Below are 20,777 nucleotides of genomic sequence, written 5' to 3'. Positions count from 1 at the left end.
GATCACCCTACGGCGGCACGTGCGGACGTCCACCGGGTTTTCGAGCGGCCGTACGGTCATGCTGGGGCCATGGAACGTTCACGCATCGCGGTGGCCGGCGCGTCCGGTCTCATCGGCAGCGCTCTGGTGCGGTCCCTGGCCGCGGACGGGCACGAGGTGGTGCGGCTGGTGCGCCGTACGCCCCGGGGCCCGGACGAGGTGCGCTGGGACCCCGCGCGGCAGCACGTCGACGCGTCCGGGCTGGCCGGGTGCGACGTGGTGGTCAACCTGGCGGGGGCCGGGGTGGGAGACCGCCGCTGGACACCGGAGTACAAGCGGCTGATCCGGGACAGCCGGGTGCTGGGCACGGCGGCGCTCGCCGAGGCGGTGGTCTCGCTGCCCCGGCCCCCGCGGGTGTTCCTGAACGGCAGCGCGATCGGCTTCTACGGCGAGACCGGCGACCGGGTGGTGGACGAGGGCGCGCCGCCGGGCGACGGGTTCCTGCCGGGGCTGTGCGTGGAGTGGGAGGAGGCGGCGGCGCCCGTGGAGGAGGCGGGGGTGCGGACGGTGTTCCTGCGCACGGGGCTGGTGGTGGCCCGGGGCGGCGGCGCCTGGGGACGGCTGTTCCCGCTGTTCCGGGCGGGGCTCGGGGGGCGGCTGGGTGACGGACGGCAGTACTGGTCGTACATCGCGCTGCACGACGAGGTCGCCGCGATCCGGCACCTCATGGACGGGGAGGAGCTGGCCGGGCCGTTCAATCTGACGGCGCCGCAGCCGCTGACGAACCGTGAGATCACCGCGGCGATGGGGCGGGAGCTGCACCGGCCGACGGCGTTCGCGGTGCCCGCGCCGGTGCTGCGGGCGGCGCTCGGGGAGCTGGCCGGGGATGTGCTGGGCAGCCAGCGGGTGGTGCCGAAGCGGTTGCTGGAGTCGGGGTTCCGGTTCGCGTTTCCGGGTATCGACGAGGCGATCCGCGCGGCGGAGTGAACCGGAGGACAACGCCCGCGAACGAAAGTGACCGCATGCGACCTCCATGCGACCGTGCCCTGCCAATGCGCGACTGTTATTGACCGATCGTGGCCCTAACCTCGACCTGAACTCGGGTATCCCTGGGGCCAGTTGGGGAATGACGTCTCCACCGGCCGCGCAACCACAGGAGGGGCCTCGTGCTTGAGCCCGCGTACCAGGTGGACGTCGTCATCGTGGGAGCCGGAATCGCCGGCCTCTCGGCGGCCCATCGGCTGACCACCGCAGGAGTCACCACCGCGGTCCTGGAGGCCGCCCCGTACGTCGGCGGCCGCATGTCGACCGAGAAGGTCGACGGCTTCCGGCTCGACCGCATCGGACAGCTGCTGTCCACGTCCTACCCCGAACTCCGGCTGACGCCGGGTCTGGACACCCTGTCCCTGCGCGCCTTCGCGCCGGGCGTCCTGCTGCACCGCGACGGGCGCGCCCACCGTGCGCTCCCACCGGCGGCCGGTGGGAGCGCACGGGGCGCACGGGGCGCACTCCATGTGGTGCGCGCTCTGGCGGGCGCACCCCGGAGTGCGGCGGGCACGCCCGGCCGGGCCGCCGCGCCGGTGGGCGGCGCGGTGGACCAGGCCCGGCTGGGTGCCGCGCTCGGCCGGATCGCGGCGACCCCCGTCGAACGCATCCTGGCCCGCCCCGAGATGCCGGCCGCCCAGGCGCTGGCCCAGCGCGGGGTGCCGGCGCGCACCGTCGACGGCTTCCTGCGCCCGCTGCTCGCCGCGCTGCTGTGCGATCCGGAGCTGACCACCTCCAGCCGGTGTGCCGACCTGGCGCTGCGGGCCTTCGCCGGCGGGCGGCTGTGCGTGCCGGAGGGCGGCGCGGAGATGCTGCCGGAGCTGCTGGCGCGGGGGCTGCCGGCGGGCACCGTGCGCACCGGGGTGCGGGTCACCTCCGTGTCCACGAACAAGGTGACCACCGCCGAGCACGGGGAGATCCGCTGCCGGGCGGTGCTGCTGGCCACCGACGCGCGGGCGGCGGCGGAGCTGCTGCCGGGGCTGAGAGTGCCGGACTTCCATCCGGTGACCGTGGTCCACCACACCACCGACGATGCGACGGCGGTCTTCGCGACCGGCACCTCGCTGCTGCTGGACGCCGACCGGGGTGGGCCGGTGGCGCACACGGCGGTGCTCAGCAGCGTGGATCCGAGCAGGGCGCCGGCCGGCCGGGCGCTGATCTCCTCGACGGTGCTGGGCCCGCCGCCCGAGGGCGTGGACACGGCCGTCCGCATCCATCTCTCCCGCCTCTACGGCACCTCGACGCGCCGCTGGGAGACGCTGGCCGTGCACCACACGCCGGAGGCGGTCCCGGCGATGCGCCCGCCGCACGACCTGCGCCGGCCGGTACGGCTGCTGGCGGGGCTGTACGTCTGCGGCGACCACCGGGACACCAGCACGGTCCAGGGCGCGCTGCACTCGGCCCACCGTGCGGCGTCGGCGATCCTGGCCGACCTGGGCGCGGCGGGCTCGATGCACACCGCCGACCCGGCCCCGACCCTGCCCCGAGCGGCCTAGTGACCCGAGTCAGAGATTCGTCGGCAGTAGGCGGCGACCACCGCAAACCCGCCGTGGCCGCCGTGGTGGTGCCGCCCCGCCGCCGGAACTCCCGCCGCGACGGCGTTCGGCCACGACGGACGTGACCGGCGGCGCCGCGACGGGCCCGGCCGCCGCTCCCGGCCCGGCGCTGTCACCGGCCTCGGCCGGCGGTGCCGGGTCGCGGCCGGGGTCACGGCTCAGCCCAGTGCCGCCACCTTCTCCCGGTAGCCCCGGACCGGGGCCGCGTCCTTGTACGGTTCCAGGCGGCGTTCGAAGTCCCTGACGTACTCCACCGCGCGGGCGGACCGCATCTCCGCGGCCTGGCCGGCGGCTTCCGCCGCCAGCGCGCACGCCTGGTCGAGTTCGCCGAGGCCGAGCCGGGCGGTGGCGAGGACGACCCGGCAGAACAGGCGGCTGCGGGCGAAGCCCGCCGCCCTCAGCTGGAGTGCGCGCTCGGCGTGCTGCGCGGCGGCCCGGTACTGCTGGAGATCCCGGTGGCAGTGCCCGAACTCGTCCGCGAGCTGGGCCTCGTCGAAGAACGCGGCCCAGTACGGCACGTCGTCCCCGGGCCGCGCCGCCTCCAGCGCGCGCTCCGCCCGCACCAGCGCCGCGGTGCACGCCCGCACCTCGCCGAGCACACCGTGCGCCCGCGCCTCGGACGCGTGCAGCAGCGCCTGGACGACGGGCGGGGCGCCGGTGCCGACGCCCTGCTGGGCGACCCGCGCCAGCTGCACGGCCTCCCTGCCGTGGCCGAGGTAGACGGCCTGGCGGCTCATGGTGACCAGCACATAGGAACCGTACGACCGGTCGCCGGCCGCCTGGGCGAGACGCAGCGCCTGCACGAAGTAGCGCTGCGCGAGTCCGTGCGCGGCGATGTCGTACGACGTCCAGCCCGCGAGCCGGGTCAGGTCGGCGGCGGCACCGAACAGGCGGCGGCCGGTCTGCTCGTCGTAGCTGCCGCGGAGCATCGGCTCGCACTCGTGCTCCAGGTACCGCACCAGCGCCTGGCGGGCGTGACCGCCGCCGAACCGGTCGTCGAGCGTGCGGAACAGCTCGCCGACCGAGCGCAACGCGGCGATGTCACCGCCGCCGACCCGGTGCCCGGGGCCGCGCTCGGCCTGCCCGCGCGCCCGGGCCACGGCCGGCACCCCCTGCTGCGGCCTGGCCGCACCGGGCCGGCCCTGCGGCGGCACCCGGGGCGCCGGCTCGCGGGCCACCCGGTCGTCGGGCTTGCCGATCAGCCAGTCCCGGCTGGGCACGACCAGCCCCGCCGGCGTGAAGGCGATCTTGCGCAGTTCGGCGTGGCTGCCGGAGTCCTTGCGCCACAGCCCGCTGACGATGTCGACGGCCTCCTCCGGCGTGGCCGCGAACTCCAGGCCGGCGTACACCGGCGCGCAGGCGTCCAGGCCGAGGTCCTGGGCGGTGAGCCGGCGTCCGAGCCGGCGTGTGAACACCTCGGCGATGAGAGCGGGCGTCGTCCCCCGCGGCTGCTGTCCGCGCAGCCAGCGGGTCACCGATGTCTTGTCGTATCTGAGGTCGAGCCCGTGCTCCAGGCCGAGCTGGTCGACGCGACGAGCCAGACCCGCGTTGGAGAACCCCGCTTCTGCGATGAGCGCGGCGAGCTGGCGGTTGGGGGTGCGCTGCGCGGGTCGGTCCGTCATCTGCGGTGCGGTCTCCTGCCTTCCGGGCCTCTGAAGTGCCCGGATTGCCTTTGAGCAGCCCTTATGGCCTCACGAACGGCGCGAATGTAGCGGAGAGTGAGCAGACGATCGCACAGTTCACTGCGCATTCATCCGATCGTGTGAGGAACGCCCCTAGGGCTGACGTACTCCGGTCGGACGTACAGTGGCGTGGGCGCGTTACGTGCCTGACACACCGGTTCGCTGAGGGAGGCGCTTGCCGTGAGTGAGTTGCGGTTCGTCCGCATGGGGTTCGGTGCGGATGCCGTCGATTACCAGGAGGCCTGGGACGAGCAGCGCCGGGTGCACGCGGCCCGGTTCGCCGACGAGGTCCCCGACACGGTGATCCTCCTGGAGCACCCGCCCGTGTACACGGCGGGCCGGCGCACCGAGGACAGCGAGCGTCCGCTGGACGGCACCCCGGTCATCGACGTGGACCGCGGCGGCAAGATCACCTGGCACGGCCCGGGTCAGCTGGTCGGCTACCCGATCCAGAAGCTGCCCCGCCCGGTGGACGTGGTCGCGCACGTACGGCGGCTGGAGGAGGCGATCATCCGCGCCTGCGCCGAGTTCGGCCTGGAGACCACCCGGGTCGAGGGCCGCAGCGGCGTGTGGGTGCTCGGCGACCCGGTCGAGCAGCGGCCGGCGCTGGGCGGCCTGTCCCTGGACCTCGACCCCCGGCTGACCGACGAGGAGTTCGACCCGCGCCTCAACGGCCCCGAGTACGCCCCCTCCAACGCGGGCCAGCGGCGCGAGGACCGCAAGATCGCCCAGATCGGCATCCGGGTGGCCAAGGGCGTGACCATGCACGGCTTCTCGTTCAACGTGAACCCCGACATGAAGTGGTTCGACCGGATCATCCCGTGCGGCATCCGGGACGCGGGCGTCGCCTCCCTCGCGAGCGAGCTGGGCCGGGACATCACGATCGAGGACGTCCTGCCGGTGATGGAGAAGCACCTGGCGGACATCCTCGAGAACGCCGAGCCGAAGCCGCGGGAGATCGAGAAGGCGTCCGCCTGATCCGTCCGGCCGTCCGGGAATGCGTCCTGCGACCGTGAGGTTGGTCTCGACGGCAGGGCGCGAAGAGCACGGGCGTACCCTGGTGTGCGCCGAGGAATCAAAGCTTAGGGAGCCGGTCGTGTCCGCAGTCGCACCCGACGGACGCAAGATGCTGCGCCTGGAGGTCCGCAACAGCCAGACCCCCATCGAGCGCAAGCCCGAGTGGATCAAGACCCGGGCGAAAATGGGTCCCGAGTACACGAAGATGCAGAACCTCGTGAAGAGCGAGGGCCTGCACACGGTCTGCCAGGAAGCCGGCTGCCCGAACATCTACGAGTGCTGGGAGGACCGCGAGGCGACCTTCCTCATCGGCGGCGACCAGTGCACCCGGCGCTGCGACTTCTGCCAGATCGACACCGGCAAGCCCGAGGCGCTCGACCGCGACGAACCGCGCCGGGTGGGTGAGTCCGTGGTCACCATGGACCTGAACTACGCCACCATCACCGGCGTCGCCCGGGACGACCTGGAGGACGGCGGCGCCTGGCTGTACGCCGAGACCGTGCGCCAGATCCACGCGCAGACGGCGGACCGCGAGGCCGGACGCACCAAGGTGGAGCTGCTGGCCCCCGACTTCAACGCGGTCCCGGAGCAGCTGGCGGAGGTCTTCGAGTCCCGGCCGGAGGTCTTCGCGCACAACGTCGAGACCGTGCCGCGGATCTTCAAGCGGATCCGCCCCGGCTTCCGCTACGAGCGCTCCCTGAAGGTCATCACCGAGGCCCGTGACTTCGGCCTGGTGACCAAGTCGAACCTGATCCTCGGCATGGGCGAGACCCGCGAGGAGGTCAGCGAGGCGCTCAAGCAGCTGCACGAGGCCGGCTGCGAGCTGGTCACCATCACCCAGTACCTGCGCCCCTCCGTGCGCCACCACCCCGTGGAGCGCTGGGTGAAGCCGCAGGAGTTCGTGGAGCTGAAGGAGGAGGCCGAGCAGATCGGCTTCTCCGGAGTGATGTCCGGCCCGCTGGTGCGCTCCTCGTACCGCGCCGGGCGGCTCTACCGGATGGCCGTCGAGAAGCGGGGCACGTACATCGCGGTCCAGGCGGTCTGAGACAGCCCGCTCCACCGAGCCGCCCGCTCCCCCGAGCGTGTGAATTCGCGCACAAGCAATTACTGGCCAGTAATGGCCGACTCGACGCGGTCCTGACCGTCCTCGCTGATGAGGGCGACCGTCAGGGCCGCGTCGGCGTTCCGCCTTCCGCGCCAAGGTGTCATCGGTGTTTGACCGGTCGGACATGCCCTGGTAACACCAATCAGTGACTCTGGTATCACGCCCCGTATCTCCACCGCTCCGAGGGGGGACCTCGATCATGCAGGCCGCGCCCGTCCGCGCCACCGCCATCCCGTCCTTCACCGACGCCCTCCGCGCCGTCGAGTCCCTGCTGATGAGCGGCGGCCAGCGCACCGCCCGCCGCAACGCCTGGACCTCCGTGCTGGAGGACCGCCGCCGGGCCAAGGCCCGGGTCGAGGCCCAGCGGGTCCTCGAACAGGCCGCCACCCGGCCCTGACGTCCCCTCCGCCGGGCACTGCCGTCGTCCGCGCTCCCGGGGGCACGTAGACTTCGTGGCATGGCGAGGAAGGAAACCGCGGCGGACGCCGCGAACGCAGGGCGACTGAAGCAGATCGCCCTCACGTACAAGATGACCCGCAAGGCCGACAAGATGATCGGCCTCGTACTCGCGGCCGTCGGCATCGGCACCCTCGGTGTCTTCCTCGCGATCGGCTTTCTGATCGGCCACCCGGTCTATCTGGGCATCTTCGGCCTGCTGATCGCCCTGCTGGCAACGGCGATCGTGTTCGGCCGCCGGGCCGAGCGGGCCGCCTTCGGCCAGATGGAGGGCCAGCCGGGCGCCGCCGCGGCCGTGCTGGACAACATCGGCCGGGGCTGGACGACGACTCCGGCGGTGGCGATGAACCGCAGCCAGGACGTGGTGCACCGGGCGGTCGGCAAGGCCGGCATCGTGCTGGTCGCCGAGGGCAACCCGAACCGGGTGAAGAGCCTGCTGGCCGCCGAGAAGAAGAAGATGAACCGTATCGTCGCGGACGTGCCGGTGCACGACGTGATCGTCGGCAACGGCGAGGGCCAGGTCGAGCTGAAGAAGCTCCGCACGACCCTGCTGAAGTTCCCCCGCGTCCTCGCCGGCCCCCAGGTGACGGCCACCAACGACCGGCTGCGGGCCATGGGCGACCTGATGAGCAACATGCCGCTGCCGAAGGGGCCCATGCCCAAGGGTATGAGGCTGCCCAAGGGCGGCCAGCGGGGCCGCTGAGCCCACGCACCGACTCGGCCGAGCGCCCCTTCGGGGGCGCTTCGGCGTTTCCGGGCCCGTTGACACGCCGCCGAACGGAGCATCCGGCCGGTAATCAGCTCATGCACTCCTAGCCTTCGGAGTGTGAAAAAACGCCATATTACGTACCTCGCGTGCGCCACCACCCTCGCCGGGGCGGTCCTCGGCACCACCCCGGCGTCGGCCGCCCACCAGACCCTCGTGGTGCGGCCGGGTGAGTCGATCCAGAAGGCGGTGAACGCCGCCCGGCCCGGCGACACCGTGCTCGTGATGGCCGGCACCTACCGCGAGAACGTCACGGTGAAGACGCCCGGACTGACCCTGCGCGGCATGGGCCGGGCCACCGTGCTCCGGCCCCCCAAGAAGAAGAAGTCCACGCCCGCCAAGAAGACCACCACCGCGGCGCACAAGAAGACCACGTCCACGCCGCACATGAAGACCACGTCGGCGGCGCACAAGAAGAAGGCCCCGCTCACCTGCCGTCAGGCCGGCAACGGCATCTGCGTGATCGGCGGCAAGAACAAGGCCCTAGCGGACGTCACCATCGCCGACCTGAGGGTGACCGGCTTCCCCAAGACCGGCGTGTGGTCCATGGGCACCGACCGGCTGGCCGTGGAGCGGGTGACCGCCGACGACAACGGCCAGTGGGGCATCGCCGACGAGCACTCCACCCGGGCGGTGTTCCGCGGCAACACCGCCCGGGGCAACGGGGACGCCGGGCTGTTCCTCGCCAACAACGTGCAGGCCGAGGAAGGCGCCACGAACAGCAGGGGCACGCTGGTCGCGGGCAACCACGTGGAGGGCAACCGGATCGGCGTCACCGTCCGCCGGCTGCGCAACGTCTCCGTCTTGCGCAACCACGTCATCGGCAACTGCGCGGGCGTGTTCGTCGTCGGCGACGAGAACAAGCCGAAGACGAGCGCCGTGACCATCGGCTACAACCTCGTCGAGCGGAACAACAAGTACTGCCCGAAGACCGCCCGGCTGCCCTACCTCAAGGGCTCCGGCATCGTCCTGACCGGCACCGAGAAGGCCCTGGTGATGATGAACGCGGTCACCGGCCACTCCGGCAAGTCGCCGCTGTCGGGCGGCATCGTCCTGTTCAAGAGCTTCGTGGGCGCCACGAGCGTGCGGAACCGGATCACCGACAACCGCCTGGCCGACAACTCCCCGGCGGACCTGGTCAACCAGGAATCCACCAAGAGCGCCAACTTCTTCGAAGGCAACGCCTGCCGGGCCTCCAAGCCCGCGGGCCTGTGCTGACCGGACGGCCGTACCCGGCCCACGCAAGGAAGGAAGGCGGCACATGACCGCACCATCCCCCGCCCTCTCGGCTCAGGTGGAGCCGGGCGCGCCCCCCTCTCCCCTGCCGTCGATGCGGCTGCGCGAGCTCGTGTTCGGGGCGGCCTGCGCCGCCGCCGTCCGCGCCGCCGCCCGGCTCGGTGTCGCCGACGCGCTCGGGGACGCCCCCATGACCGTGGAGAGCCTGGCGGCCGCGGTGCGCACCGAGCCGAAGCCGCTGCGCCGGCTGCTGCGCGCCCTGTCCTGCTACGGCGTCTTCGCCGAGCGGCCAGACGGGACGTTCGCCCACACCGAGATGTCCCGGCTGCTGCGCGTGGACGACCCGAACAGCCTGCGGGACATCTCGCTGTGGTGCACCGAGCCCTGGACCTGGGACGCCTGGCCGAAGCTCGACCACGCGGTGCGCACCGGCCGGAACGTCGTCGAGGAGCTGTACGGAAAGGAGTTCTTCGACTACCTGAACGAGGACGCCCCGGAGTCGGCCGACGTCTTCAACCGGGCGATGACTACGTCCAGCGAGCAGTCGGCACGCGATGTCGCCGCGCTGCTGGACCTGTCCGGCAGCAAGTCGGTCGCGGACCTCGGCGGCGGGCAGGGGCACGTGGTGGCCAGCCTGCTGGACAAGTACCCGGCGATGCGGGGCTACCTGCTGGACCTGCCGCGGGTGGTGGAGAACGCCCTGCCGCGGCTGCGCGAGGACGGGGACCTGGCCGACCGGATGTGCATCGTGCCGGGCGACATCCGGGAGGCCGTCCCGGTCGAGGCCGACGTCTACATCATCAAGAACATCCTGGAGTGGGACGACGAGTCCACCGCCCGGCTGCTGCGCAACGTGGTCGGGGCGGGCGGGCCCGGCGCCCGGGTCGTGGTGATCGAGAACCTCGTCGACGACACCCCGTCGATGCGGTTCAGCACCGCCATGGACCTGCTGCTGCTCCTGAACGTCGGCGGGGCCAAGCACACCACCGACAGCATGACCGGCCGGCTCCGGGCGGCGGGCCTGGAGGTCGGTGACGTCCAGCCGGTCAACCCCTACCTGCACGCGTTCGACTGCAAGGTCCCCGGGTGAGCGCACCCCTCCCCCAGCACACCGGTGCCGGGTCCGCGTCCGACGCGGGCCCGGCACCGGTGGTCCGGACGGGGGTTCAGGCGCCGGCGTCGCGCTCCCACAGGTAGAAGCGCTGTGCCATGGCGTCCTTCGGGGACCGCCAGGTCTCCGGGTCGTACGCGCTGACGTACGCCGTCAGCCGCTCGCTGACCTCACGGAACTCGGGGTGCGAGGTGACCTTGGCGATGGCCGGTCCGGGCTCGCGCTCGGACTCGATGAGGTGCATGTACACATCGCCGAACTGGAAGAGGCTGCGCCGGACGACCCCGACGAGGTGCGGCAGCTCTCCCCGGTCGGACTCCGCGAACACCTTGGCGATGTCGGGGGCGGAGCCCGGGGCCATGCGGGCGACGATCAGGGCCTGGTGCACGGTCGTCTCCTGTCGTCCGGCTCAGTCGGCCAGGGCCGGGGCGGGCCGGTGGCCGGCCGCCGCCTTTTCGATCTTCTCGCGGATCAGGGCCATCTGGACCTTGGAGTTCTTGTTGATGTTGTCGGTCATCCACTCGTCGTCGACGGGGGCGTCCGGCTTCATCGCGAAGTCCTGGGTCCAGACCATCCGGGTGCCGGCGGGCACCTCCTCGTACCGCCAGTGGATGTTCATGTGGTCGAAGGGCCCGGTCTCCACCCGGCGTGCCTTGACGGTGAGGGACGCGCGGTCCGGCTCACGCTCGGAGACCCAGCTCCAGACGGTGCCGTTCTCGTCCGGGTGCATGGTGAGCCGGAAGGTGGTCTTCTCGCCCTCGCGCTTGAGGACCTCCACCGACGCGTACTCGCTGAACAGCTGCGGCCAGCGCTCCAGGTCGTTGGTCATGTCCCAGACCAGGTCCAGCGGGGCGGCGATGGTGATCTCGTTCTGGGTGTGTCCTGCCATCTCAGGCTCCTGCCATCAGGGTGGTGTTGACGAGGTTGAGGAACTGCTGCGGCGTCTTGCAGCGCTCCGCGTCGACCGGCATCGGGGTGCCGTGCGTGTTCTCCAGCTCGCCGACGATGCCGAGCAGGCCCAGCGAGTCGACGCCGAGGACGTCGAAGCCGGTCTCCGGCTTCTCCATGAGCTGCTGCGGGCTGACGGTGACCCCGGCGGCCTTCTTCATCAGTGCGGCGAGTTCTTCCACGGTGATCTGTGGCATGTTGCTTTCCTCCTTTGCTGTGCTCACAGCTCTTTCTGTCGTTCGCCTGCGGGCGCCGCTGCCGGTGCCGAGGGGACGACCGTTCCCGGCCCCTCGGCATCGCCGCGCCCCCGGGCTCACCCGGCGTTGCCGCGTCGCAGCACCAGCGCCGAGTTCGACCCCATGAGTCCGCGGCTGAGGACCAGTGCCGTCCGCGGTTCGGCGGCGCGGGCGCTGCCCGTCACGAGGTCGAGGTCGTGGCAGACGTCGAAGACGTTCGGCGTCGGCGGGATCAGGCCGTGCTCCATCGCCAGCACGGCCGCCGCGGTGTCCAGCACGGGGGCCGCGCAGTATCCGCGGCCGATGCCGGTCTTCGGGGCGGTGACCGGTACCCGGGTGGCGTGCTCGCCGAGGGCGTCGGCGAGCGCCAGCGCCTCGGCCCGGTCCGCCTCCGGCACCCCGAGGGCGTCGGCGAAGACGACGTCGATCTCCTCGGGGGCGCAGCCGGCCTCCGACAGGGCCTGCCCGATGGCATGGGCGAGGCCCTCCCGGGACTCCGTCCAGCGGGAGGCGCCGGTGAAGGTGGCGCCGTGGCCCGCCACGAGGGCCCGGATGTCGGCGCCGCGCTCCCGGGCGGCGTCGGCCGACTCCACGACGAGCATCGCGCCGCCCTCGCCCGGCACGAACCCGCACGCCCCTTGGGTGAACGGACGGTAGGCCCGGGTCGGATCCGGCTCGCGGCTCAGCTCCGCGTAACCGAGCTGGCAGACCATCGAGTACGGCGCGAGCGGCGCCTCGGTGGAGCCGGCCACGATCACGTCGGTGCCGCGCCGTACCGCCCGTGCCGCGTGCGCGAGGGCGTCCAGGCCGCCGGCTTCGTCGGAGGCGACGACCGAGCAGGGCCCCTTGAACCCGCGGCGGATGGACACCTGGCCGGTGCTCGCGGCGTAGAACCAGGCGATGGACTGGTACGGCCCGACGAACCGGCTGCCCTTGCCCCACAGTTGCTGCAGTTCGCGCTGGCCGAACTCGCCGCCGCCGGAGCCGGCGGCGGTGACCACGCCGATGGAGTACGGCGCGTCGGGGATGCTGGCCTGCCCCAGCCGGGCGTCCTCCAGCGCGAAGTCGGCCGCGGCCATGGCGTAGTGCGTGAACCGGTCGGTCTGGACGAGGAAGCGCTCCTCGATCGTCGCCGCCGGGTCGAAGGCGCGGACCTCACCGGCCACCTTGAGGGGAAGGTGCTCACAGCCCTCGCGGGTGACGCGGTCGAGGACGCTGAGGCCCTCCTGGGTTGCCTTCCAGAAGGTGTCGGTGCTGGTGCCGTTGGGCGCGACCACCCCGATGCCGGTGACGGCCGCGTGCCGGTCCTTCGGTTCGCTCATCGTGTCCTCACTCCCTCGGGCGGGTCAGGATCACCGCGGACTGGAAGCCGCCGAAGCCGCTGCCCACGGACAGCACGCTGGTCAGCTTCCGTTCGCGGGCCACGCGCGGGACGTAGTCCAGGTCGCACTCGGGGTCGGGAATCTCGTAGTTCGCGGTCGGCGGTACGACCTGCTTGACCAGGGCCAGCACACAGGCGACCAGTTCGATGGCGCCGATCGCCCCGAGGGAGTGCCCCACCATGGATTTGATGGAGCTCATCGGGGTGTCGTAGGCGTGGTGGCCGAGCGCCCGCTTCACGGCCGCCGTCTCGTGCCGGTCGTTCTGCCGGGTGCCGGAGCCGTGCGCGTTGACGTAGTCGATCGCCGTCGGGTCGAGCCGCGCCTGGTCGAGGGCGGTCTCGACGGCCCGCGCCATCTCCAGGCCCTCCTTGGTCAGGCCGGTCATGTGGTAGGCGTTGCCGAAGGTGGCGTAGCCGCCGAACTCGCAGTACACGTGGGCACCGCGGGCCCGGGCGTGCTCCAGTTCCTCCAGGACGAGCACCGCACCGCCCTCGCCCATGACGAAGCCGTCACGGTTGTTGTCGAAGGGCCGGGAGGCGTGTGCGGGGTCGTCGTTGTTCGGCGACGTGGCCTTGATCGCGTCGAAGCAGGCCATGGTGATCGGGGATATCGGGGAGTCCGAGGCGCCCGCGATGCAGATGTCCGCCCGGCCTTCCTGGACGGTGTGGAAGGCGTACCCGACGGCGTCCAGTCCCGAGGTGCAGCCGGTGGACACGGTCTGCACCGGACCCTGGGCGCCGAAACGTTCCGCCACCGCGGAGGCCACGGTGCTCGGCGAGAACGCCCGGTGCAGCTGGGGCTCCGCCTCGGTGTGGTCGACGTCCCAGCGCTGCCCTCGGTGGCTGACCAGGACGTAGTCGTGCTCCAGGCGGGTGGTGCCGCCGACGGCGGTGCCCAGGGAGACACCGACCCGCCAGGGGTTCTCGTGGGCCAGGTCGAGTCCGGAGTCCTTGACCGCCTCCTCCCCGGCCACCAGGGCGAACTGTATGTACCGGTCCGCCCGCTGGACCTGCTCGGCGTCCAGGCCGTGCGCGGCGGGGTCGAAGTCGCATTCGGCCGCGATCCGGGACCTGAGTCCGGCCGGGTCGAAGAACGTGATGCCCCGCGTCGCGGTGCGGCCTTCGGCGAGCAGATCCCAGAACGCCGGTACGCCGATCCCGCCAGGAGCCACGATGCCTATGCCGGTGACCGCCACGCGCCGGGTCATGAGCGGACCTGTTCCCGCTCGGCCGGCCCGGCGGCGACGGCTTCCGTCTCCTCCGTGTCGACGTGCCCGAGGGCCGGCCGCGGGGCCAGCGGCCCCAGGTGGAAGACGAGGCGCGCCTCCACGTTGCCGACGTTGCGGAAGCGGTGCCGCATGTTGATGGGGATCATCAGCCCCTGCTCGGGCCGCAGCGGGTGCGGCTCGCCGTCCAGGTCCACCTCCAGCTGCCCGCAGACGACGTAGACGAACTCCTCGGAGTACGGGTGGTAGTGCTCACCGATGCGGTCGCCCGGCCGGATGATGGCCACGCCCATGAAACCGCTGGTGGCGCCCACCGTCGTCGGGGTGAGCATGGCGCGCAGATCACCGCCGCGCCGGACGTTGGGCTCGACCTCGCTGAGATCGACGATCTTCGGAAGGGGTTTGATCACGGCGTTCCTCCGTTGGTGTGCTGGGCCCGCCCGGTCAGGCGTCGGGCGAGCGGCGGTCGGTGACGAGGTCCATGCCGACGGGCTCGCCGTCCAGCAGGGCGCTCAGCGCGGCCTGCCGTCCGGGCTCCGGCAGGACGGTGTGCCCGCCCTGGCCGGGGCGTACGTCGACCAGCCGTACGACGACGTCGTCGCGGTGGAAGATCGTGCTGCGCAGGACCGGGCTGTCCGGGTCGTCCGCCGCCGCCTCGTCCTGCTGGGCGAGCAGCTCCGCCAGCCGCATCCCGGCGCCCGGCCGGGCCGGGTAGTACAGGGCCTGCCGCTCGCCCTCGGTGTGTTCCTCCGCGGTGACGTGGTGCACGGCAGGCAGCGCCGCCCGGGTGAAGAACACCCGTGCCGACTCCTGGTCGTTGAGGTCCCGCTCCTGCTCCAGGTACGGGTTGATGGCCTCCTCGACGGCCCGGACCTCGGGCTGCCGGGCGACGTGGCGCAGCGCCGCGAGCAGGTCGCCGCGTACCTCGATGGCCCGCACGACCCGGTTGCCGTGCATGAACAGGGAGGTGCGGCACAGCCGGGTGGCGTCGTCGACCCGCGCCTGGGGCGAGGCGTAGTCGGCGAGGATCCGCGCGACCTCCCGCTCGCTGCCCGGCTTGACCGTGAAGGTCAGCGCGTGCCGGATCACGCCGTCACCGATCCGCGGGGACGCCTGGAGCCGGCGGTGCGACGCCGGCGCGGCGGCCTCCTCGCCACCCGTCTCACGCACGATGTGGAAGCGCAGCGACCGGGTGTCCCGGACGCAGCTGTGCAGCGGTTCCACCATCCGCACGTGCTCCTCGCTGTTCACCCAGGTGAGGAACGGCGGGGCGCTCTCCCACTCGCTGGTGATGAGCCATTGGGAGGGGTTCTCGATCGACTGGCACAGCTGGTCGCTGACGTGGCCGGGTACCTGCGCCACCTGGTTGCACAGCTGCTCATAGGCCTCCAGGAACTGCTGCTGGGCGCCGTCGTAGACGTCCACGAGCAGGACGACCCGGAGGCGGGAGCCGTCGAACACGGACTGGGAGACCCGTTTCGACTGGCGCGTCAACTGGTCCGAGAGCTTTTCCGAGATGGTGGTCATGCTGCGCACATCTCCTTCACGAGGGCAGAGGCGAACGCCGGCGGCCGAATGACGCGACGTCAGCGCTTCTTGATCCTGTGCCGCTTTTCCCGCTGCGCGCGACTCGCGTGAACCACGTGGGTGATTGCGCACGCGAAAGCCCTCCCAGAGGGCACACAAACACCAATGCGCCCCACATCCCGAACCCTGCCCCTGGAGCCTTGATGCAGCAGAAAGCCGATCACCGGGTGCCCGTCCTCGTCGTGGGCGGCTCCCTGGTGGGCCTGTCCCTCTCCCTGTTCCTGGGCCGTCTCGGCGTACCGCACATGCTCGTCGAGCGGCATTCCGGGACCTCGATCCACCCGCGTGGCCGCGGCAACAACCTGCGGACGATGGAGCTGTTCCGGGTGGCCGGCATCGAGCCGGACATCAAGGCGGCGGCCTCGCTCCTCGCGGACAACCACGGCATCCTGCAGACCCCCACCCTGGTCGGCGACGCCGGCGAATGGCTGTTCCGGCACATCGACCCGGGTGGCGGACTGGCGAGGTTCAGCCCCACGGCATGGTGTCTGTGCAGCCAGAACGACCTCGAGCCGGTACTCCTGAAGGGGGCCCGCGCGCTCGGCGGCGATCTCCGTTACTTCCATGAGATGGAGTCCTTCTCCCAGGACCCCGAAGGAGTGACGGCGTACGTCCGGGACCGCGACGCCGACGAGCTGTACACCGTCCGGGCGGACTACCTGGTCGCCTGCGACGGCCCGCGCAGCCCCGTCCGGCGCCGGCTCGGCATCGGGCAGAGCGGCCCCGGCGACCTCTTCGCCAACGTGAGCATCACCTTCCGCTCCAAGCTGCTCGCCGAGACCGTCGGCGGCCGGCACTTCATCTGCTGCTACCTCACCAACCCCGAGGCCGACGGCGCCCTGCTGCCCGTCGACAACAAGGAGCACTGGGTCTTCCACGCCCCCTGGCACCCGGAACACGGCGAGACGCTGGAGGAATTCACCGAGGAGCGGCTCCAGCGGCACATCCGCCTGGCGGTCGGCGTCCCGGACCTCGACGTCGAGATCACCGGCAAGGCGTCCTGGCGCGCCGCGGAGCGCGTCGCCGAGCGGTACACGGCCGGCCGGGTCCTGCTCGCCGGCGACTCCGCCCACGAGATGTCACCGACCGGCGCCTTCGGCTCCAACACCGGCATCCAGGACGCCCACAACCTGGCCTGGAAGCTGGCCGCCGTCCTCGACGGCTGGGCCGGCCCCGACCTGCTGGAGACCTACGACACCGAGCGCCGGCCCGTCGCCCTGGCCACCAGCGCCCGTGCCTCGGCCCGTTCCGTGGAGCACAGCCACCCCGGCTTCGCCCCGACCCCGGGCGTCGGCGCCGGGCCGCGCAGCGGAATCCTCCCCGTCGTCCTGTGCTACCGCTATCTGGAGGGCGCCGTCCTGGACGCCGACCCGGCCCAGCCGGTCGTTCCCGACGGGGTACGGCTGACCGGGGACCCGGGCAGCCGGGCCCCGCACCTGTGGCTGCGCCGGGCGGGCGAACGGCTGTCCACGATCGACCTCTACGAGCGGTCGCTGGTGCTGCTCAGCGACGCCGGCTCGGCCGCGGGCAGGGCCTGGCACGCCGCCGCCCGGCGGATCGCCGACACGGACGGCGTACGGCTCGTGGCGTACCGGATCGGTACGGGGGCGGACGCCGACCTGTCGTACGACGCGGACGGGCCCGGAGGCGGCGGCGAGTGGGCCGCGGCGCACGGCACGACGGCCGACGGGGCGGTGCTGGTACGGCCGGACGGGTTCGTGGCCTGGCGCTCCGCCGGTACGGAAGGGGATCCGGAGGCCGAGCTGCGGGAGGCCCTGGCGGCGGTTCTGTGCCGGCGCTGAGCGCGGCATGACACGCCGAACGCCACCCGCGCCGGGCGGTGCGGGTGGCCTTCGGGCCGTGTACCGGACGCCTCGGACGCGTCGCGTGTGCCGGACGTGTGGAGGTGCCGGACGCGTAGCCGTGCCGGACGCGTAGCCGCGTCGGATGCGTCAGACGCGTCGGATGCGTCATACGCGTCGGATGCCTCAGACGCGTCAGATGCGGACTTCGACCGTCTTCGCGAGCCGGTCGTGCAGGCCGCGGCCGTCGCGGTCCCAGACCAGCGCGGGGATCGCGAGGCACAGCAGGACCGTGCGCAGCAGGGAGCGTCCCGGGCTGACCGTGCCGGTCTCCAGGGCAACCACCCGGATGCCGAAGAGGCGCTTGCCGGGGGTGGAGCCGACCGTGCCGACGGTCAGGGCGCTCAGCACGAAGAAGACGCCCAGCGCCCAGTTGCTCGTAGCCGGGCTGTAGCCGCGCGTGATCAGGCCGTATGCGATCAGCACGCACAGCCCCCAGTCCACGGCGAGTGCACCGAGCCGGCGCCCCGGCCGGGCGATCGAGTTCGGCCCCTCCTCCGGGAGGCCGAGCTGCTCGCCGCGGTATCCGAAGTCGGCGCCCGCCTCTTCCATGGCCGCGCGGGGCCCGGAGAGCCACGATCCGATTGCCTGCCTGTTGTCCACCCGTCCACGGTACTGCGCCCGGTTTCGGGCACTACGCGCAGGGGTGTGTCGGGGCTACCGTGGACAGGTGGCCGGTTAACTTCTGCGAAACAAACGGGTCACGCCCGAGAAATCACCCGTCCCTAGGGTCGAGACCAGCGTGTGCCACCGCACTGGCCGCACGAACGATCTACCACCCCGGCGTCGACGGTCGGGAGTAGGAGGAGCTGGATGTTCCAGAACGCCGACGAGGCCAAGAAGTTCATCGCGGACGAGGACGTCAAGTTCGTAGACGTCCGTTTCTGCGACCTTCCGGGCGTCATGCAGCACTTCACGTTGCCCGCCGAGGCGTTCGACCCCGACGACGAGCAGGCCTTCGACGGGTCGTCGATCCGTGGTTTCCAGGCCATCCACGAGTCGGACATGGCTCTGCGCCCCGACCTGTCCACCGCGCGCATCGACCCGTTCCGCCGGGACAAGACGCTCAACATCAACTTCTTCATCCACGACCCGATCACGGGCGAGCAGTACTCCCGTGACCCGCGCAACGTGGCGAAGAAGGCGGAGGCGTACCTGGCGTCGACCGGTATCGCCGACACCGCGTACTTCGGTCCCGAGGCCGAGTTCTACGTCTTCGACTCGGTCCGCTTCTCGACGGGCGCGAACGAGTCCTTCTACCACATCGACTCCGAGGCGGGTGCCTGGAACACCGGCGCCCTGGAGAACAACCGCGGGTACAAGGTCCGCTACAAGGGCGGCTACTTCCCGGTCCCGCCGGTCGACCACTTCGCCGACCTGCGCGCCGAGATCTCCCTGGAGCTGAACAAGCAGGGCCTGAAGGTCGAGCGCCAGCACCACGAGGTGGGCACCGCCGGCCAGGCCGAGATCAACTACAAGTTCAACACCCTGCTCGCCGCCGCGGACGACCTCCAGCTCTTCAAGTACATCGTGAAGAACGTGGCCTGGCGCAACGGCAAGACCGCGACCTTCATGCCGAAGCCGATCTTCGGTGACAACGGCTCGGGCATGCACGTGCACCAGTCGCTGTGGAGCAACGGCGACCCGCTGTTCTACGACGAGGCCGGTTACGCGGGCCTGTCGGACACCGCCCGTTACTACATCGGCGGCATCCTCAAGCACGCCCCGTCGCTGCTCGCCTTCACCAACCCGACGGTGAACTCGTACCACCGCCTGGTGCCGGGCTTCGAGGCGCCGATCAACCTGGTGTACTCGCAGCGCAACCGCTCCGCCGCGATGCGTATCCCGATCACCGGCTCGAACCCGAAGGCCAAGCGCGTCGAGTTCCGCGCCCCGGACTCCTCCGGCAACCCGTACCTGGCCTTCTCGGCCCTGCTGCTCGCGGGTCTGGACGGCATCAAGAACAAGATCGAGCCGGCCGAGCCGATCGACAAGGACCTGTACGAGCTGGCTCCCGAGGAGCACGCGAACGTCGCCCAGGTCCCGACCTCGCTGAACGCCGTCCTCGACTCGCTCGAGGCCGACCACGAGTTCCTCCTCCAGGGTGACGTCTTCACGTCCGACCTGATCGAGACGTGGATCGACTTCAAGCGCACCAACGAGATCGCCCCGCTCCAGCTGCGCCCGCACCCGCACGAGTTCGAGCTGTACTTCGACGTGTGACATCGCCCCGGGCCGGCGCGGGTGACCGCGCCCCCGGACCGTCTCGTGGCCGTCGGCCGGCTCTCCGCCTCCAGGAGAGCCGGCCGACGGCTTTCTCCGTCAGTGCTCCGGCAGGGTGCCTGAGGCCGGGGCGGTGACGGGACGGCGACAGTCCGTTCTCCGGTGGCGTCCCTCGGTGCGGCCGGTGCGCCGGCGCACGGCGACCACGCCATGAGCCGCTCCGGATGGCTGCGAGTTCGGGTAACTTGCAGATTCGGACACGTGCGGGGGTATCGGCTCCGCGGTGCCGGTGGAGGGGAGAGCGCATGGGTGGGGTCCGGCGGTTCATCGTCGTCATGTTGTTCGACGGGGTCGATCTGCTGGATGTCACCGGGCCGCCGGAGGTGTTCGCCCTGCTCCGGCGGGAGACCGGGGACGACACCGGGTACGAGGTCGCCCTGGCCGCCGAGACCATGGACCCGGTCACCACCGCCGCCGGGGTCCGCGTCCTGCCGGACATCACCTTCGACGAGGCGTCCCGCAGGGCCATCGACACCCTGCTGGTGCCCGGCTCCGTGGAGGTCGACGAGGAGCGCCGGGTGCACGCCCTGACCGATCCGGCCGTCGTCGGCCGGGTGAGGACACTCGCCGCCCGCACCCGGCGCGTCACCTCCGTCTGCGTGGGCGCCCACCTGCTCGCCGCCGCCGGCCTGCTGGACGGCAAGCGTGCCACCACCCACTGGTCGACCGCGCAGCAGCTCGCCGCCGATCACCCCGAGGTCGAGGTCGACGCCGACCCGATCTTCATCCGGGACGGCGGGGTGTGGACCGGCGCGGGCATCACCGCCTGCCTGGACCTGTCCCTCGCGCTCGTCGCCGAGGACTACGGGGAGGCCGTCGCCCTGCGGGTCGCCCGCCAGCTGGTCATGTACCTGAAGCGGCCGAGCGGGCAGAGCCAGTTCAGCGTGCCCGTCGAGCCCGTCTCCACCACCCGGCGCATGGCCGAGCTGCGCCACTTCGTCACCGAACGCATCGGCGAGCCGCTGACCGTGGCCGACCTGGCCGGGCACGCCCATGTCAGCGAGCGCCAGCTCACCCGGATCTTCAAGACGGAGCTCGGCATGACCCCGGCCGCCTACATCGAGGCGGCCCGCGTCGAGGTGGCCCGCAACCGGCTGGAGACCTCGGACGACACTCTGGACCGGGTGGCGACCGCGTGCGGCTTCGGCACCTCCGACACCCTCATCCGGGCGTTCCGCCGCAAACTCGGCACGACCCCGACGGAGTACCGTGGCCGGTTCCGCCGCACCGGCTGACCGGCTCCGGAGCCTGTGCAACCTTTCCCGCTTCCCAGACTTCCTATTGTCGGGGGATCATCTCTCC

General features: G+C 71.7%; 20 protein-coding genes. 11 read left to right on the top strand and 9 right to left on the bottom strand.

Going from position 1 to position 20,777, the window contains the following annotated elements:
• Window positions 1-69: 69 nt before the first annotated feature.
• Complete coding sequence (locus JK361_RS15505; RefSeq protein ID WP_201817794.1) at window positions 70-966, top strand: TIGR01777 family oxidoreductase; 897 nt, start codon at window positions 70-72, stop codon at window positions 964-966.
• A 179-nt stretch (window positions 967-1,145) separates the two neighbouring features.
• Window positions 1,146-2,519, top strand: coding sequence for an NAD(P)/FAD-dependent oxidoreductase (locus JK361_RS15500; protein WP_201817792.1), 1,374 nt, complete (start codon window positions 1,146-1,148; stop codon window positions 2,517-2,519).
• A gap of 218 nt (window positions 2,520-2,737) precedes the next feature.
• Here the strand turns inward: JK361_RS15500 and JK361_RS15495 are convergent, their stop codons facing one another.
• Window positions 2,738-4,201 (bottom strand): NsdA family TPR-like regulatory protein, encoded by a 1,464-nt coding sequence (locus JK361_RS15495; RefSeq protein WP_201817790.1) that lies wholly within the window; start codon window positions 4,199-4,201, stop codon window positions 2,738-2,740.
• Between the two features lie 240 nt (window positions 4,202-4,441).
• Here JK361_RS15495 and lipB point away from each other — a divergent pair, with 240 nt between their 5' ends.
• The 6 genes from lipB to JK361_RS15465 all read left to right on the top strand — a co-directional run bounded on the left by lipB (window position 4,442) and on the right by JK361_RS15465 (window position 9,931).
• A complete protein-coding gene (gene lipB, locus JK361_RS15490; RefSeq protein ID WP_201817787.1) occupies window positions 4,442-5,239 on the top strand; it encodes a lipoyl(octanoyl) transferase LipB in 798 nt (265 codons plus the stop codon).
• A 118-nt stretch (window positions 5,240-5,357) separates the two neighbouring features.
• Entirely contained in the window at window positions 5,358-6,323 is a 966-nt protein-coding gene (gene lipA, locus JK361_RS15485; protein WP_201817785.1) for a lipoyl synthase, read from the top strand.
• 259 nt (window positions 6,324-6,582) lie between these two features.
• Entirely contained in the window at window positions 6,583-6,780 is a 198-nt protein-coding gene (locus tag JK361_RS15480; RefSeq protein ID WP_201817782.1) for an SCO2195 family GlnR-regulated protein, read from the top strand.
• A 60-nt stretch (window positions 6,781-6,840) separates the two neighbouring features.
• A complete protein-coding gene (locus JK361_RS15475; RefSeq protein ID WP_201817779.1) occupies window positions 6,841-7,542 on the top strand; it encodes a DUF4191 domain-containing protein in 702 nt (233 codons plus the stop codon).
• Between the two features lie 123 nt (window positions 7,543-7,665).
• Complete coding sequence (locus JK361_RS15470) at window positions 7,666-8,823, top strand: right-handed parallel beta-helix repeat-containing protein (protein ID WP_201817777.1); 1,158 nt, start codon at window positions 7,666-7,668, stop codon at window positions 8,821-8,823.
• A 43-nt stretch (window positions 8,824-8,866) separates the two neighbouring features.
• On the top strand, window positions 8,867-9,931 hold the full coding sequence (locus JK361_RS15465) for a methyltransferase (RefSeq protein ID WP_372448715.1): 1,065 nt from the start codon (window positions 8,867-8,869) through the stop codon (window positions 9,929-9,931).
• A gap of 76 nt (window positions 9,932-10,007) precedes the next feature.
• Here the strand turns inward: JK361_RS15465 and JK361_RS15460 are convergent, their stop codons facing one another.
• The 7 genes from JK361_RS15460 to JK361_RS15430 all read right to left on the bottom strand — a co-directional run bounded on the left by JK361_RS15460 (window position 10,008) and on the right by JK361_RS15430 (window position 15,270).
• Window positions 10,008-10,340, bottom strand: a complete 333-nt coding sequence (locus JK361_RS15460) for a TcmI family type II polyketide cyclase (RefSeq protein ID WP_201817775.1) — start codon at window positions 10,338-10,340, stop codon at window positions 10,008-10,010.
• 21 nt (window positions 10,341-10,361) lie between these two features.
• A complete protein-coding gene (locus JK361_RS15455; RefSeq protein WP_201817773.1) occupies window positions 10,362-10,841 on the bottom strand; it encodes an SRPBCC family protein in 480 nt (159 codons plus the stop codon).
• Between the two features lies 1 nt (window position 10,842).
• Complete coding sequence (locus tag JK361_RS15450; RefSeq protein WP_201817771.1) at window positions 10,843-11,097, bottom strand: acyl carrier protein; 255 nt, start codon at window positions 11,095-11,097, stop codon at window positions 10,843-10,845.
• Window positions 11,098-11,213: 116 nt separating this feature from the next.
• Window positions 11,214-12,458, bottom strand: coding sequence for a ketosynthase chain-length factor (locus tag JK361_RS15445; protein WP_201817769.1), 1,245 nt, complete (start codon window positions 12,456-12,458; stop codon window positions 11,214-11,216).
• Window positions 12,459-12,465: 7 nt separating this feature from the next.
• Window positions 12,466-13,725, bottom strand: a complete 1,260-nt coding sequence (locus JK361_RS15440) for a beta-ketoacyl-[acyl-carrier-protein] synthase family protein (protein ID WP_201817767.1) — start codon at window positions 13,723-13,725, stop codon at window positions 12,466-12,468.
• Window positions 13,722-14,153, bottom strand: a complete 432-nt coding sequence (locus JK361_RS15435) for a cupin domain-containing protein (protein ID WP_201817764.1) — start codon at window positions 14,151-14,153, stop codon at window positions 13,722-13,724. The genes JK361_RS15440 and JK361_RS15435 overlap by 4 nt, the downstream gene beginning before the upstream one ends.
• 34 nt (window positions 14,154-14,187) lie before the next feature.
• Window positions 14,188-15,270: a SchA/CurD-like domain-containing protein gene (locus JK361_RS15430; protein WP_201817762.1), complete on the bottom strand. Its 1,083-nt coding sequence runs from the start codon at window positions 15,268-15,270 to the stop codon at window positions 14,188-14,190.
• A 203-nt stretch (window positions 15,271-15,473) separates the two neighbouring features.
• Between JK361_RS15430 and JK361_RS15425 the strand changes: the two genes are divergently transcribed.
• Window positions 15,474-17,132 (top strand): FAD-dependent oxidoreductase, encoded by a 1,659-nt coding sequence (locus tag JK361_RS15425; RefSeq protein WP_201817760.1) that lies wholly within the window; start codon window positions 15,474-15,476, stop codon window positions 17,130-17,132.
• Window positions 17,133-17,327: 195 nt separating this feature from the next.
• Here the strand turns inward: JK361_RS15425 and JK361_RS15420 are convergent, their stop codons facing one another.
• Window positions 17,328-17,795, bottom strand: a complete 468-nt coding sequence (locus JK361_RS15420) for an RDD family protein (RefSeq protein ID WP_201817758.1) — start codon at window positions 17,793-17,795, stop codon at window positions 17,328-17,330.
• A 210-nt stretch (window positions 17,796-18,005) separates the two neighbouring features.
• Here JK361_RS15420 and glnA point away from each other — a divergent pair, with 210 nt between their 5' ends.
• Complete coding sequence (gene glnA, locus JK361_RS15415; protein ID WP_201817755.1) at window positions 18,006-19,415, top strand: type I glutamate--ammonia ligase; 1,410 nt, start codon at window positions 18,006-18,008, stop codon at window positions 19,413-19,415.
• A gap of 305 nt (window positions 19,416-19,720) precedes the next feature.
• On the top strand, window positions 19,721-20,710 hold the full coding sequence (locus JK361_RS15410; RefSeq protein WP_201817751.1) for a GlxA family transcriptional regulator: 990 nt from the start codon (window positions 19,721-19,723) through the stop codon (window positions 20,708-20,710).
• Window positions 20,711-20,777 lie beyond the last annotated feature (67 nt).

Source organism: Streptomyces musisoli (assembly GCF_016741855.1).
In the GTDB taxonomy this organism is placed as follows: domain Bacteria; phylum Actinomycetota; class Actinomycetes; order Streptomycetales; family Streptomycetaceae; genus Streptomyces; species Streptomyces musisoli.
This window is presented reverse-complemented; position numbering and strand designations above follow the sequence as displayed.